The sequence below is a fragment of the Rhizobium sp. PAMB 3182 genome, from assembly GCF_052908355.1.
Window position 1 is genome coordinate 1,010,938 of record NZ_CM128607.1, and the last position, 13,681, is coordinate 1,024,618.

The 13,681-nt window shown below is 64.5% G+C and carries 12 protein-coding genes; 7 read left to right on the plus strand and 5 right to left on the minus strand.

The features are described from left to right. The first annotated feature begins 59 nt into the window (after nt 1-59). From betI to ACU5AZ_RS05205, 5 genes are all read left to right on the plus strand, one after another. Nucleotides 60-662 (plus strand): transcriptional regulator BetI, encoded by a 603-nt coding sequence (gene betI / locus ACU5AZ_RS05185; protein WP_446824961.1) that lies wholly within the window; start codon nt 60-62, stop codon nt 660-662. Next, nucleotides 659-2,185 carry a choline-sulfatase gene (gene betC / locus ACU5AZ_RS05190; RefSeq protein ID WP_446824962.1) on the plus strand — a complete coding sequence of 509 codons (1,527 nt, stop codon included), beginning with the start codon at nt 659-661 and terminating at the stop codon, nt 2,183-2,185. The genes betI and betC overlap by 4 nt, the downstream gene beginning before the upstream one ends. Further along, nucleotides 2,185-3,648 carry a betaine-aldehyde dehydrogenase gene (betB, locus tag ACU5AZ_RS05195; RefSeq protein ID WP_446824963.1) on the plus strand — a complete coding sequence of 488 codons (1,464 nt, stop codon included), beginning with the start codon at nt 2,185-2,187 and terminating at the stop codon, nt 3,646-3,648. Before betC ends, betB begins: the two co-directional genes overlap by 1 nt. 279 nt (nt 3,649-3,927) lie before the next feature. Continuing rightward, nucleotides 3,928-5,577, plus strand: a complete 1,650-nt coding sequence (gene betA, locus ACU5AZ_RS05200; RefSeq protein ID WP_446824964.1) for a choline dehydrogenase — start codon at nt 3,928-3,930, stop codon at nt 5,575-5,577. A 134-nt stretch (nt 5,578-5,711) separates the two neighbouring features. Next, nucleotides 5,712-7,091, plus strand: coding sequence for a chloride channel protein (locus tag ACU5AZ_RS05205; RefSeq protein ID WP_446824965.1), 1,380 nt, complete (start codon nt 5,712-5,714; stop codon nt 7,089-7,091). 4 nt (nt 7,092-7,095) lie between these two features. Here the strand turns inward: ACU5AZ_RS05205 and ACU5AZ_RS05210 are convergent, their stop codons facing one another. The 5 genes from ACU5AZ_RS05210 to ACU5AZ_RS05230 all read right to left on the minus strand — a co-directional run bounded on the left by ACU5AZ_RS05210 (nt 7,096) and on the right by ACU5AZ_RS05230 (nt 11,545). Beyond that, the gene (locus tag ACU5AZ_RS05210; protein ID WP_446824966.1) at nt 7,096-8,127 is read right to left on the minus strand and encodes a sulfate/molybdate ABC transporter ATP-binding protein; all 1,032 of its coding nucleotides are present in this window, start codon (nt 8,125-8,127) and stop codon (nt 7,096-7,098) included. 9 nt (nt 8,128-8,136) lie between these two features. After that, complete coding sequence (cysW, locus tag ACU5AZ_RS05215; RefSeq protein ID WP_446824967.1) at nt 8,137-9,021, minus strand: sulfate ABC transporter permease subunit CysW; 885 nt, start codon at nt 9,019-9,021, stop codon at nt 8,137-8,139. After that, entirely contained in the window at nt 9,011-9,874 is an 864-nt protein-coding gene (cysT, locus tag ACU5AZ_RS05220) for a sulfate ABC transporter permease subunit CysT (RefSeq protein ID WP_446824968.1), read from the minus strand. The genes cysW and cysT overlap by 11 nt, the downstream gene beginning before the upstream one ends. A gap of 4 nt (nt 9,875-9,878) precedes the next feature. Beyond that, the gene (locus tag ACU5AZ_RS05225; protein ID WP_446824969.1) at nt 9,879-10,898 is read right to left on the minus strand and encodes a sulfate ABC transporter substrate-binding protein; all 1,020 of its coding nucleotides are present in this window, start codon (nt 10,896-10,898) and stop codon (nt 9,879-9,881) included. A 206-nt stretch (nt 10,899-11,104) separates the two neighbouring features. After that, a complete protein-coding gene (locus ACU5AZ_RS05230) occupies nt 11,105-11,545 on the minus strand; it encodes an RrF2 family transcriptional regulator (RefSeq protein WP_446824970.1) in 441 nt (146 codons plus the stop codon). Nucleotides 11,546-11,805: 260 nt separating this feature from the next. Between ACU5AZ_RS05230 and ACU5AZ_RS05235 the strand changes: the two genes are divergently transcribed. Together ACU5AZ_RS05235 and cysD are read left to right on the plus strand one after the other, a co-directional pair. Continuing rightward, complete coding sequence (locus ACU5AZ_RS05235; RefSeq protein ID WP_446824971.1) at nt 11,806-12,555, plus strand: phosphoadenylyl-sulfate reductase; 750 nt, start codon at nt 11,806-11,808, stop codon at nt 12,553-12,555. A 174-nt stretch (nt 12,556-12,729) separates the two neighbouring features. Further along, nucleotides 12,730-13,680 carry a sulfate adenylyltransferase subunit CysD gene (cysD, locus tag ACU5AZ_RS05240; protein WP_446824972.1) on the plus strand — a complete coding sequence of 317 codons (951 nt, stop codon included), beginning with the start codon at nt 12,730-12,732 and terminating at the stop codon, nt 13,678-13,680. Nucleotide 13,681 lies beyond the last annotated feature (1 nt).

A 13,681-nucleotide genomic window follows, 5' to 3' on the forward strand; every position in this document is an offset into this window, starting at 1 on the left:
GAGTTTTTTCTTGATTGATCAGTCAATAAAAAATATCCTGATGAGGAAAGGACCCCATCATGCCCAAAGTCGGAATGGAACCGGTGCGCCGCAAGGCGCTGATCGATGCCGCGCTGCTGACCATCGGCCAGCACGGGTCGCTGAGCGTGACCATGGCGGAGATCGCCAGGGAGGCCGGCGTCTCGTCGGCGCTGGCGCACCATTATTTCGGCTCGAAGGAACAGCTGCTGCTGGAAACCGTGCGCTCGCTGCTGCGCGACCTGCGCGAAGACGTCACGGCGGCGCTGACCAATGCCGCCTCGCCGCGCGAGCGGCTGTCGGCAATCCTGCGGGTCAGCTTCCAGGAAGACCAGTTCGCGCCCGGCACGATCGCCGCGTGGCTGGCCTTCTACGCCGAGGCGCAGCGCTCGGAGGAAACCCGCCGGCTGCTGGTCATCTATGCCAAGCGGCTGCGCTCCAACCTGCTCTCCGGTCTGAAGCGCATCTGCCCGCCGGACGACGCGGTGCGGATCGCCGAGGGCGCGGCGGCGATGATCGACGGCCTCTACATTCGCCAGAGCCTGAAGTCGGCGCCGGTCTCTTCCAGCGCCTCCGTCGCCCTGATCGAGGATTACCTGACGGTCAAGCTCAGGCCATTTGAACGCGCGGGAGGCGCAGCATGACGGAACGTCCCAATATCCTGATCATCATGGTCGACCAGCTGAACGGCACCTTCTTCCCGGACGGCCCGGCCGACTTCCTGCACGCGCCCAATCTCAAGGCGCTCGCCGCCCGTTCGGCGCGCTTTACCAACAACTACACCTCGTCGCCGCTCTGTGCACCGGCGCGCGCCTCCTTCATGGCGGGCCAGCTACCGAGCCGCACGCGCGTCTACGACAATGCGGCGGAATACGTCTCCTCGATCCCGACCTATGCCCATCACCTGCGCCGCGCCGGCTATTACACGGCGCTCTCCGGGAAGATGCACTTCGTGGGGCCGGACCAGCTGCACGGTTTCGAGGAACGGCTGACGACCGACATCTACCCGGCCGACTTCGGCTGGACGCCCGACTATCGCAAACCCGGCGAGCGGATCGACTGGTGGTACCACAATCTCGGCTCGGTGACCGGCGCCGGTGTGGCCGAAATCACCAACCAGATGGAATATGACGACGAAGTCGCGTTTCTGGCCAACCAGAAGCTCTACCACCTCGCCCGCGAGAACGACGACGCTCAGCGTCGCCCGTGGTGCCTGACCGTCTCCTTCACCCATCCGCACGACCCCTATGTGGCGCGGCGGAAATTCTGGGATCTCTATGAGGATTGCGAGCACCTGGAGCCGGTCATCGGCGACATTCCTTTCGAAGACCAGGACCCGCATTCCAAGCGGCTGATGCTCGCCTGCGACTACGAGAACTTCTCGATCACGAAGGAAGACGTCCGCCGGTCGCGCCACGCCTATTTCGCCAACATCTCCTATCTCGACGAGAAGGTCGGCGAACTGATCGACACGCTGACGCGCACGCGGATGCTGGACAACACCTACATCCTGTTCTGCTCCGATCATGGCGACATGCTGGGCGAACGCGGCCTGTGGTTCAAGATGAACTTCTTCGAAGGCTCGGCCCGCGTACCGCTGATGGTCGCCGGACCGGGCATTGCGGCGGGCCGGCATCTCGCGCCCGTCTCCAATCTCGACGTGACGCCGACGCTTGCCGATCTCGCCGGCATCTCGCTCGACGAGATCATGCCGTGGACGGACGGCGAAAGCCTGAAGCCGGTCATCGACGGCGGGACGCGCACGTCGCCGGTGCTGATGGAATATGCCGCCGAAGGCTCCTATGCGCCGATGGTGGCGATCCGCGAGGGCAAGTGGAAGTACGTCCACTGCACGCTCGACCCGGAACAGCTGTTCGACGTCGACGCCGATCCGCGTGAAATGACCAACCTTGCCGACGATCCGGCCCATGCCGACGTCATCGCCGGCTTCCGCGCCAAATGCGCGGCACGCTGGGATATGGACCAATTCGACGCTGCCGTGCGCGAAAGCCAGGCGCGGCGCTGGGTGGTCTACGAGGCGCTCCGCAACGGCGCCTACTATCCATGGGATCACCAGCCGCTGCAGAAGGCCTCCGAGCGCTACATGCGCAACCACATGGATCTGAACATCCTCGAAGAATCAAAGCGTTACCCAAGGGGCGAATAATGCGAGCACAACCGAAAGCCAGCCACTTCATCGACGGAGACTATGTCGAGGATACCACCGGCACTGCTTTTGAGAGCATCTATCCGGCCACCGGCGAGGTGATCGCCAGGCTGCATGCGGCAACGCCTGCAATCGTCGAAAAGGCCGTGGCCAGTGCCAAGCGCGCCCAGAAGGAATGGGCCGCCATGGCGCCGTCGGCGCGCGGACGCATCCTGCGCAAGGCTGCCGACATCATCCGCGAAAGAAACCGCGCGCTTTCCGAACTGGAAACGCTCGACACCGGCAAGCCGATCCAGGAAACCATCGTCGCCGATCCCTCCTCCGGCGCGGATTGCCTCGAATTCTTCGGCGGCGTCGCAGCGGCCGGTTTGAACGGCGATTATATCCCGCTCGGCGAGAGCTTCGCCTACACCAAGCGCATGGCGCTCGGCGTGTGCGTCGGCATCGGCGCCTGGAACTATCCGCAGCAGATCTGCTGCTGGAAGGCGGCGCCGGCGCTGGCCTGCGGCAATGCCATGGTCTTCAAGCCGTCGGAAATGACGCCACTCGGCGCATTGAAGATCGCCGAGATCTTCATCGAGGCCGGCGTGCCGAAGGGCGTCTTCAACGTCGTGCAGGGCGACCGGACGACCGGCCCGCTGCTCGTCAACCACAAGGACGTCGCCAAGGTGTCGCTGACCGGCTCGGTTCCGACCGGCCGCAAGGTCTATGAGGCGGCAGCTTCCGGTCTCCGCCACGTCACGATGGAGCTTGGCGGCAAGTCGCCGCTGATCGTCTTCGACGACGCGTCGCTGGAAGATGCGATCGGCGGGGCGATGCTCGGTAATTTCTATTCGACCGGGCAGATCTGCTCGAACGGCACCCGCGTCTTCGTGCAGAAAGGCATCAAGGAAAAGTTCCTCGCCCGGCTGAAGGAGCGCACCGAGGTCATCAAGCTCGGCGATCCGATGGATGAGGCGACCCAGCTCGGCCCGATGGTCTCGGCTGCCCAGCGCGAAAAAGTGCTCGGCTTCATAGAGACGGCGAAGACGGAAGGCGCGCGGCTGGTGACCGGCGGCGGCATTCCGAACGACGTGCCGGCTGAAGGCTCCTATATCCAGCCGACCGTGTTTGCCGACGTCACCGACGACATGACGATCGCCCGCGAGGAAATCTTCGGGCCGGTCATGTCGGTTCTCGATTTCGACACGGAAGAGGAAGTGGTCGCACGGGCGAACTCGACCGAGTTCGGCCTCGCCGGCGGCGTCTTCACCGCCGACATCACCCGCGGCCACCGGGTCGCAGACCAGATCGAGGCGGGCACGGTGTGGATCAACGCCTACAACCTGACCCCGGTCGAAATGCCGTTCGGCGGCGTCAAGAGCTCCGGCTTCGGCCGCGAGAACTCGCTTGCCGCGCTCGACCACTATTCGGAGCTGAAGACCGTCTACGTCTCCATGGGACCGGTCGACGCGCCGTATTGAGATAACTCCTCTCCCCTCTGCGGGAGAGGAAGAAAAATCAACACCTTAGCCAAAGGCTAAGTGTTAGATTTTTCAGGTGAGGGGAAATGCGCGGCACGATCCCCTCACTTGCGATTTCTGGAGTTTAGCTGATGGGTCAGCGCAATGTCAGAGGCATCGTCTTCGCCCCATCAGCTAAGCCTCCGAAATCGCTTTCTCTCCCGCAAGGGGAGAGATGGGGTGCGCCCCGCAAGGCATTCGGCACAACGGCAAGGTTATCTAATTTCGGGAATAAATAACATGCAGGCAGATTACGTCATCATCGGTTCGGGTTCGGCGGGCGCCGCCATGGCTTACCGGCTGTCCGAGGACGGCAAGAATTCCGTGATCGTGCTGGAATTCGGCGGTTCCGACGTCGGCCCCTTCGTGCAGATGCCGGCGGCACTCGCCTATCCGATGGGCATGAACCGCTATAATTGGGGCTATGTCAGCGAACCCGAGCCGCACTTGAACAACCGCCGGATGATCGCGCCGCGCGGCAAGGTCATCGGTGGCTCGTCCTCGATCAACGGCATGGTCTATGTGCGCGGCCACGCGGAAGACTTCAACCGCTGGCAGGACCTCGGCGCGCAGGGTTGGTCCTATGCCGACGTGCTGCCCTACTTCAAGCGGATGGAGAGTTCGCATGGCGGCCAGGAGGGCTGGCGCGGCACCGACGGTCCCCTGCATGTGCGCCGCGGCGAAGCGGCCAATCCGCTCTACAAGGCCTTCATCGAGGCGGGCCAGCAGGCCGGTTTCGAGGGCACGGAAGACTATAACGGCGAGAAGGGCGAAGGCTTTGGCCTGATGGAGCAGACGAGCTGGAAGGGCCGGCGCTGGTCGACAGCCAACGCCTATCTGCGTCCGGCGCTCAAACGCAAGAACTGCCACCTGATCCGCTGCTTCGCCCGCCGCATCATGATCGAGAACGGCCGCGCGGTCGGCGTCGAGATCGAACGCGGCGGCAATGTCGATGCCGTGCGCGCCCGCAAGGAAGTGATCGTCGCAGCCTCGGCCTTCAACTCGCCGAAGCTCCTGATGCTGTCGGGCATCGGCCCGGCCGAGCACCTGAAGGAGATGGGTATCGACGTGGTCGCCGACCGTCCAGGCGTCGGCCAGAACCTGCAGGACCATCTCGAATTCTACATGCAGCAGCACTGCCTGCAGCCGATCACGCTCTATTCGAAGAACAACTGGTTCTGGAAGGGCGTCATCGGCGCGCAGTGGCTGTTCTTCAAGAAGGGCATCGGCACGTCCAACCAGTTCGAGGCGGCCGCCTTCATCCGCTCGGCGGCGGGCGTCAAGTGGCCGGACATCCAGTATCACTTCCTGCCGATGGCGATTTCCTATGACGGCTCGTCGCCGGCCAAGGCCCACGGCTTCCAGGCCCATGTCGGCTACAACATGTCGAAGTCGCGCGGCCAGGTGACGCTGCGCTCGCCGGACGTCGCCGCGCCGCCGGTCATCCAGTTCAACTACATGAGCGAGCAGGAAGACTGGGTGAAGTTCCGCCATGCGGTCCGCATCACCCGCGAGATCTTCTCGCAGCCGGCCTTCGATCCCTATCGCGGTCCCGAGCTTTCGCCCGGCCCGCGGGTGCAGAGCGACGAACAGATCGACGCCTTCCTGCGCGAGCACCTGGAAGGCGCCTATCACCCCTGCGGCACCTGCAAGATGGGCTCCGCGAACGACCCGATGGCGGTCGTCGATCCGCATTGCCGCGTGATCGGCGTCGAGGGCCTGCGCGTCGCCGACTCGTCAATCTTCCCGCACGTGACCTACGGCAACCTCAACGGCCCGTCGATCATGACCGGCGAGAAGGCCGCCGACCACATTCTCGGCCGCGATCCCCTGCCCCGCTCCAACCAGGAACCGTGGATCAACCCGCGCTGGGAGACGAGCGACCGGTAGAATCGCGGCAAGGGCTGAAGTTTTTTGGAAAAATTCCGGAACCAACCTTGAAAGTGAGGAACAAGGGGAGTTTAACCCCTGCTATCAGCCCCGTTGCAGCCGCCCCTCCAACCGCCTGAAAGCGCCATAAAAAAATGCCAAATTACCGGAAAGCGAAACTCCTCAGACGGTCACGCGTTTTCTGGGGGTCGGCCCGGCTTTGGAAACCGCGCGCAGTGTTCTGGATCGGCGCGCTGGCGATCGGCGTGGTCTCCGTCCTGTTCGCCAAGGCGGCGGACATGGCGCAGCATTATTTCCAGGCGCTGACGACCGGCGGTCCGGCATGGCACGCCTACCTGCCGCTGATCATCACGCCGGCGGGCTTCGTCTTCTGCGCCTACATGGCAATCGTCTACTTCCCCAACTCGCAAGGGTCCGGCATCCCGCAGGCGATCGCCGCGCGGCATCTTCGCTCGCACGAGGCCCGCGAGCGGCTTCTGTCGATGAAGGTCGGCGTCGGCAAGGTGGCGCTGACCATCGTCGGCCTGTTCTGCGGCGCGTCGATCGGCCGTGAAGGCCCGACCGTGCAGGTCGGTGCGGCGATCATGCAGTATGCCGCCAAGATCGGCGGCATGGCGCAGGCGCGCGGCCTCATTCTCTCCGGCTCGGCCGCCGGCATCGCCGCCGCCTTCAACACCCCGCTCGCCGGGATCGTCTTCGCCATCGAGGAGATGAGCCGCAGCTTCGAATCGCGCGCCAACGGCGCGGTGCTGACCGCCGTCATCCTCTCCGGCCTCGCGGCCCTCGGCCTCGTCGGCCACTACACCTATTTCGGCACGATGAACGAAGTCTCGATCGGCATGGTCGAATGGGCGCTGGTCTTCATCTGCGGCATCGGCGGCGGCATTCTCGGCGCGGCCTTTTCCGGCGGCGCGCTCTACCTGTCGATCCGCATCAAACGCTGGACGCTGACCGCACCGCTGAAGCGCGCCCTGCTGCTCGCCGGCGGCTGCGGACTTGGTGTGGCCGTCATCGGCGTCGCCTTCGGCGGCACCACCTTCGGCACCGGCTACGACGTGGCGCGCGGCGCGCTGGAAGGTCAGGCGGCCGATCCCTTCTTCTTCGTCGGCAAGCTCATCGCCGGCTTCCTGTCGATGATCTCCGGCATTCCGGGCGGCATCTTCGCGCCGTCGCTTGCCGTCGGCGCCGGCTTCGGCTCGACCGTCGGCATGGCGCTCGGCACCAATATCGGCCTGGCGGCGCTGCTCGGCATGGCCGGCTATTTCGCCGGCGTCGTGCAGGCGCCGATGACCGCCTTCGTCATCATCCTGGAAATGACCGGCAACCATGAAAGCGTGATCGCCATCATGGCAACCGCCATGCTCGGCTACATCACCTCGCGTCTCTTGTCGCCCGAGCCGCTCTATCACGGCCTGTCGCGCGCCTTCATCGCCGACAGCATCCGTCACACGCGCGCCAGCCAGCGCGCCGAGCAGGATCCCGCCGAGGCCGACGAAGCGACCCCGACGAAGTAAGCGTTCAGAAGAGCTCCCAGCGGGTCGGCCGGAAGGAAATCTCCCGGCCCGGCTCGGCCGCAAGGTTCAGCGGCACGTCGATCTCGATGAAGCCCTCCGGACCGATGCCGGTGTCGATCTCCGCGATGCGGGTACCGGCGAGCCGGCGGACCGACACGACCCTGCCCTTGAGGGACGGTCCCTCCTCCACCAGTTCGACATCCGCCGGCCGGAAATAGATCCGCGTCGAGCCGGCATGCCGCCTGTCGGCGTGAACGCCGCTCGGCGCCATGTTGAAGAGAACCTCGGAGCCGTCGACCAGCACCGGCAGGCTGGCGCTGTCGCCGACGAAGGAGAAGACGAAGGGCGATTCCGGCTGGTCATAGATGTCATCCGCCGAGCCCACCTGCTCGATCCGCCCGTTGCTCATGACCACGACCCGGTCGGCAAGCTCCAGCGCCTCCTCCTGGTCGTGGGTGACGAACAGCGTCGTGTGGCCGGTGCGGTCGTGGAATTCTCTCAGCCATTTGCGCAGGTCCTTGCGCACCTTGGCGTCGAGCGCACCGAACGGCTCGTCGAGCAGCAACACCTTCGGCTCGATCGCCATGGCGCGGGCGAGCGCCACGCGCTGGCGCTGGCCGCCCGAAAGCTGCGCCGGATAGCGGCCCTCGAGGCCGGCAAGCTGGACCATGTCGAGCAGTTCCAGGACGCGGCGGCGGATCTCGGCCCTCGGCGGGCGGTCCGGACGCTTGCGTACCTCGAGGCCGAAGGCGATGTTGTCAAACACCGTCATATGGCGGAACAGCGCGTAATGCTGGAAGACGAAGCCGGTCTGACGCTCCTGCACGCTTTTCCAGGAGGCGTCCTCGCCGCCGAACAGGATGCGTCCCTGGGTCGGCTGTTCGAGGCCAGCGACGAGCCGGAGCAATGTGGTCTTGCCGGAGCCCGACGGCCCGAGCAGCGCCACCAGTTCGCCGGAGCGGATGTTCAGCGACACGTCATGCAGTGCCGGAAAGTCCCCGAATTCCTTGCGGATCTTGTCAATGCGGATATCCATCATCCTCTCCTATCTGTGCGCGCCGTTGCCGACGTCATTGCCGAATTTCAGTTCGAGGACGGCCCTCAGGCCCATCGTCACCAGCGCCAGCACGGCGAGCAGCGAAGCGACAGCGAAGGCGCCGGCGATGTTGTAGTCGTTGTAGAGAACCTCGATCTGCAGCGGCATGGTGTTGGTCTTGCCGCGCACATGGCCCGAGACGACCGAAACGGCGCCGAACTCGCCCATGGCGCGGGCGTTGCAGAGGAGGACGCCGTAGAGAAGCGCCCATTTGATGTTGGGCAGTGTGACCCGAAAAAAGGTCTGCCAGCCGGAGGCGCCGAGCGAAATCGCCGCCTCCTCGTCGCCGGTGCCCTGCGCCTCCATCAGCGGGATGACCTCGCGGGCGATGAACGGGAAGGTCACGAAGATCGTGGCCAGCAGGATGCCCGGAAAGGCGAAGATGACGGGAAAGCCGAGATCCTTCAGCTGCGGGCCGAGCCAGGAGTCCGCCCCGAAGAGGAGGACGTAGACCAGGCCCGCGATGACCGGCGAAACGGAAAACGGCAGGTCGATCAGCGTCGTCAGGAAGGTCTTGCCGCGAAAATCGAACTTGGCGATCGCCCAGGCGGCAGAGATGCCGAAGACGAGGTTGAACGGCACCGCAACGGCGGCGACGGCAAGCGTCAGGCGGATCGACGCCAGCGTGTCGGGATCGCCGATCGCCTCGACGAAACTCGGCCAGCCGGCGCGCACGGTCTGGGCGATGACGGTGCCGAGCGGCAGGATCAGGAACAGCGTGAGGAAGAGCAGCGCCAGCCCGATGACCGTCACGCGGACGGCGAAGGGTTCGGACACCGGGTCTTGCGACTGCGGGGCCGGCAACGGGACGGCGGAGGTTGTCTCATCGACCATGTCCGCCTCCCCGCTTCTGGCTCCAGCTCTGGATGAGATTGATGAGGAACAGCATCAGGAAGGAGATCACCAGCATGATCGTGGCGATCGCGGTCGCTGCCGGATAGTTGAACTCCTCGAGACGGATGACGATCAGCAGCGGCGCGATCTCGGAGACGTAGGGAATATTCCCGGCGATGAAGATCACCGAGCCGTATTCGCCGATGCCGCGGGCGAGTGCCAGCGCGAAGCCGGTGAGGATCGCCGGCAGAAGATGGGGGAAGACCACGCGGACGAGCGTCTGAAGCCGCGTCGCCCCGAGCGTGGCGGAGACTTCCTCCGTCTCGCGGCTGATCTCCTCGATCAGCGGCTGCACGGTGCGGACCACGAAGGGAAAGCCGACGGCGATCAGGGCGACGACGATGCCGGGCGGCGCATAGGCGATCTTGACGCCGAGCGCGGCGAAGAACTGGCCGACAAGTCCCTTCGGCGAATAGATGGCGGTCAGCGCGATGCCGGCCACCGCCGTCGGCAGGGCGAAGGGAAGATCGACGATCGCATCGACGAGACGGCGGCCGGGAAACCGGTAGCGCGTCAGCGCCCAGGCGGTCAGCGTGCCGAAGACCGCATTGACCGCCGCGGCGACGAGCGCGGACAGGAAGCTGGTCTTCAGCGCGGCGGCGATCCGCGGCTCGGCGGCCAGGGCCAGAATGCCCGTCGGGCCGAGCGCCCCCGCCCTCAGCACCAGGGCCGAGAGCGGAATGAGAACCACGAGCGTGAGCATGGCGAGCGAGAGGCCGAGCGCCGGTCCGAAACCCGGAATGACGCTCGGCTTTCGCCACTGCCAGCTCCTTGAGGACAGAGCGGCAGCCATGCGATCAGTTCCCCGGCTTGTAGAGCGTGTCGAAGACGCCGCCGTCGCCGAAGAATTTCGGCTGTGCGGCCTTCCAGCCGCCGAAATCGGCGATCGTCACGAGGTCAAGCTTCGGGAAGCGGGCGAGCAGCTTCGGGTCGACCCCTGACGGATTGGACGGCCGGTAATAATGGCTGGCGGCAAGCGACTGGCCTTCCGGTGAATAGAGATATTCGAGATAGGCTTCGGCGACCGCCGTCGTGCCCTTGGCATCGGCATTGCCTTTCACCAGCGCCACCGACGGTTCCGCCTTGATGGAGACAGAGGGGGCGACGATGTCGAATTCATCCGGACCCAGCTCGTCGAGCGCCAGGAAGGCCTCGTTCTCCCAGGAGATCAGCACGTCGCCCAGACCGCGCTCGGCGAATGTCTGGGTGGCGCCGCGGGCGCCGGTGTCGAGCACGGGTACATGCTGGAAGAGCTTGGTGATGTAGTCGCGAACCTTTCCGTCGTCGCCACCATACTGCTTCTCGGCCCAGGCCCAGGCGGCGAGGAAGTTCCAGCGGGCGCCGCCGGAGGTCTTGGGATTGGGGGTGACCACCTGGACGCCGTCCTTGATGAGATCGCCCCAGTCGTGAATGCCCTTCGGATTGCCCTTGCGGACCAGGAAGACGATGGTCGAGGTGTAGGGCGCGCTGTCGTCGGGGAGCAGCGTCCGCCAGTTTTCCGGGATCTTGCCGGTCTTGGCGGCGATCGCGTCGATGTCCGCCTCCAGCGCCAGCGTCACGACGTCGGCGTCGAGGCCGTCGATGACCGAGCGCGCCTGCTTGCCGGAGCCGCCATGCGACTGATCGATGGTGACGTCCTCGCCGGTCTTGCCCTTCCAGTATTTTTCGAAGGCGACGTTGTAGTCCTTGTAGAACTCGCGGGTCGGATCATAGGAGACGTTGAGGATTTCCTGGCCGGCGATGGCCGGGATGATCGTGCCCGCGGCCAGATAGATCGCCAGGGTGAAGACACCGTATTTCAGCTTTCTGCGTGACATGCTGTTACCTCCGTTAGTTGATTGCACTAAAACTCTATCGATTAGGTAGAGTTAGTCAACAATACACATCCAGAACGCAAAAGAGGTTCCCGGCGCACGGGACGGCGTCGAAAATCATTCCCTGAAAATCGGTTCTGGCAGCAATGGTGACGGTGAAAGGATGACGGGCGGAAGAAAGCCGTTTCAGCCTTCAGGGGCCCAAAAGCTCACGCCAAAGCGTCGATCGGGTCGCTTTCATCGGCGATCGAGTCGGCGATGGTCGTGTGGAAAAGCACCTGCCGCGTGGCATCGGCGACACGGGCGAAGACCTGGCGGATCTCGCAGCTGTCCTCGCCCGAACAGTCTTCGCAGCGCCTGTACGCGGTCAGCGACAGACAGGGCAGCGGCGCGATCGGGCCGTCGATGATGCGCAGGATTTCGCCGAAGGTGATCTGATCGGCCGGGCGCAGGAGACGGTATCCGCCGTCGCGGCCGCGCCGGCTTTCGACGATGCCCTGGTTGCGCAGGCTCAAGAGAATCTGCTCGAGGAACTTCTTCGGGATTTTCTGGCCTTCGGCGATTTCGGAGATCAGCAGGGGCTTGCTGTTGTCGGCCCTGGCAAGGGCCACCAGCGCTCTCAATGCGTATTTTGCCTTCTGTGAAATCATCGCTGCCAATTGCCCGCCGCCCCGGTGACGGCACGTCCTCATTCCCTCTCAGGCCGGTGTGCCTGCGAATGCCCGTCAAATCAAGTGCGCGCGGGGGCGGAAAGCGGGTGCGGTCACGCTTTTGCGCGTTATCGGCGCTCTGGAGAGATATTTGCTCCCCCCGCCTGTTGTTTGGAAATCCGTTTTTCTGTCCTTCATGCGGCCGACCTGAAATACTCCGGCTCAATAGGAATGGACTGACAGAGACTGGATGGATCCTCATGACCGCCATCGGCAAAAGTGAAGCTGCGGAATCGTTGAATGAAAAGCTTGCGGGCCTCGACCTCGCCGGCCGGCTGGCGCTGGTCTCCGAACTCGGCGGCCGCTCGGTCTTCACGACCTCGCTCGGCATCGAGGACCAGGTGATCACCCACGCCATCGGCATGCACTGTCTTCCGATCGACGTCGTGACGCTGGAGACCGGCCGGCTGTTTGCCGAAACCGTCAACCTGATCGGCGAAACCGAGGAGCGTTACGGCATCAACATCCGCCGCTTCCAGCCGAACCAGGCGGACGTCGAAGATTATGCAGCCAAGTACGGCATGAACGGTTTCTACGAGAGCGTCGAGGCGCGCCACGCCTGCTGTTCGGTGCGCAAGCTGAAGCCGCTGGCGCGTGCGCTGGAAGGCGCGTCCGTGTGGATCACCGGGCTGCGGCGCGGCCAGTCGGGCAACCGCTCCGACACGCCGTTTGCGGAATATGACGCCGAGCGCGGCCTCATCAAGATCAATCCGCTGGCCGACTTCGACATCGAGGCGATCCGCGCCTTCGTCGCCGAGCACGACGTGCCGGTCAATCCGCTGCATGCGCGCGGCTATCCGTCGATCGGCTGCGAGCCTTGCACCCGCGCCATCAAGCCCGGCGAGCCGGAACGCGCCGGCCGCTGGTGGTGGGAGAACGACGAGAAGCGCGAATGCGGCCTGCACGTGCCGGAAGCCGCGGCTTCGTCGATCACGTCGAGTTCGCTCTAGAGATCAAGGGCCCCTCATCCGCCTGCCGGCACCTTCTCCCCGCCTGCGGGGAGAAGGAGACAAACGGTAGCCGCAGCATCCCCTCTCCCCGCTCGCGGGGAGAGGGTCAGGGTGAGGGGCAGAAACAACCAAAGGATTGAACCGGCATATCCGGTTCTGACAAAGGCAAGACAGATGCATATTTCCGAGTTCGATGCCCATATCCAGGATCCGCCGACCAAGGCGCCGCTCGATCCGCACCTGAAGGCGCTGGAAAACGAAGCGATCCATATCTTCCGCGAGGTCGCAGCCGAGTTCGAGAACCCGGTGATGCTCTACTCGATCGGCAAGGATTCCTCCGTGCTGCTGCATCTGGCGCGCAAGGCCTTCTATCCCGGTCGCGTGCCCTTCCCGCTCTTGCACATCGACACCGGCTGGAAGTTCCCGGAAATGATTTCCTTCCGTGACGAGATGGCACGGCGGTTCGACCTCGACCTCGTCGTCTACACCAATCCGCGCGGTGCATCGGAAGGTATCGGCCCCTTCAGCCACGGTTCGTCCTACCACACCGACGTGATGAAGACGGAAGCGCTGCGCCAGGCGCTCGACGCCGGCAAGTACGACGCGGCCTTCGGCGGCGCGCGCCGCGACGAAGAGGCAAGCCGCGCCAAGGAGCGCATCTACTCCTTCCGCACGCCCGACCACAAATGGGATCCGCGCAACCAGCGCCCGGAACTGTGGAACGTCTATAACGGCATGATCCGCCGAGGCGAGAGCGTGCGCGCCTTCCCCCTGTCCAACTGGACCGAAGTCGACATCTGGCGCTACATCCAGGCCGAAGCCATTCCGCTGCCGCCGCTCTACTATGCCAAGCCGCGCAAATACGTGGAGCGCGACGGCATGCTGATGTGGGCGGAAGATCCGCGCTTCGAGCCGCTTCCGGGCGAACAGATCCAGGAAGGCATGCTGCGCTTCCGCACGCTCGGATGCTGGCCGCTGACCGGCGGTATCCGCTCCAATGCCACCACACTCGACGAAGTGATCGCCGAACTGGAGATCGCCACCGTCTCCGAACGCCAGGGCCGTGCGATCGACAGGGACCAGGCCGGTTCGATGGAAAAGAAGAAACGCGAAGGATATTTCTGAG

Coding starts and splice junctions, on each gene's coding strand:
- cysD (WP_446824972.1), top strand. CDS start 12,730: ATGCATATTTCCGAGTTCGATGCCCATATCCAGGATCCGCCGACCAAG.
- betC (WP_446824962.1), top strand. CDS start 659: ATGACGGAACGTCCCAATATCCTGATCATCATGGTCGACCAGCTGAAC.
- betI (WP_446824961.1), top strand. CDS start 60: ATGCCCAAAGTCGGAATGGAACCGGTGCGCCGCAAGGCGCTGATCGAT.
- ACU5AZ_RS05235 (WP_446824971.1), top strand. CDS start 11,806: ATGACCGCCATCGGCAAAAGTGAAGCTGCGGAATCGTTGAATGAAAAG.
- betB (WP_446824963.1), top strand. CDS start 2,185: ATGCGAGCACAACCGAAAGCCAGCCACTTCATCGACGGAGACTATGTC.
- ACU5AZ_RS05210 (WP_446824966.1), bottom strand. CDS start 8,127: ATGGATATCCGCATTGACAAGATCCGCAAGGAATTCGGGGACTTTCCG.
- ACU5AZ_RS05205 (WP_446824965.1), top strand. CDS start 5,712: ATGCCAAATTACCGGAAAGCGAAACTCCTCAGACGGTCACGCGTTTTC.
- ACU5AZ_RS05225 (WP_446824969.1), bottom strand. CDS start 10,898: ATGTCACGCAGAAAGCTGAAATACGGTGTCTTCACCCTGGCGATCTAT.
- betA (WP_446824964.1), top strand. CDS start 3,928: ATGCAGGCAGATTACGTCATCATCGGTTCGGGTTCGGCGGGCGCCGCC.
- cysT (WP_446824968.1), bottom strand. CDS start 9,874: ATGGCTGCCGCTCTGTCCTCAAGGAGCTGGCAGTGGCGAAAGCCGAGC.
- cysW (WP_446824967.1), bottom strand. CDS start 9,021: ATGGTCGATGAGACAACCTCCGCCGTCCCGTTGCCGGCCCCGCAGTCG.
- ACU5AZ_RS05230 (WP_446824970.1), bottom strand. CDS start 11,545: ATGATTTCACAGAAGGCAAAATACGCATTGAGAGCGCTGGTGGCCCTT.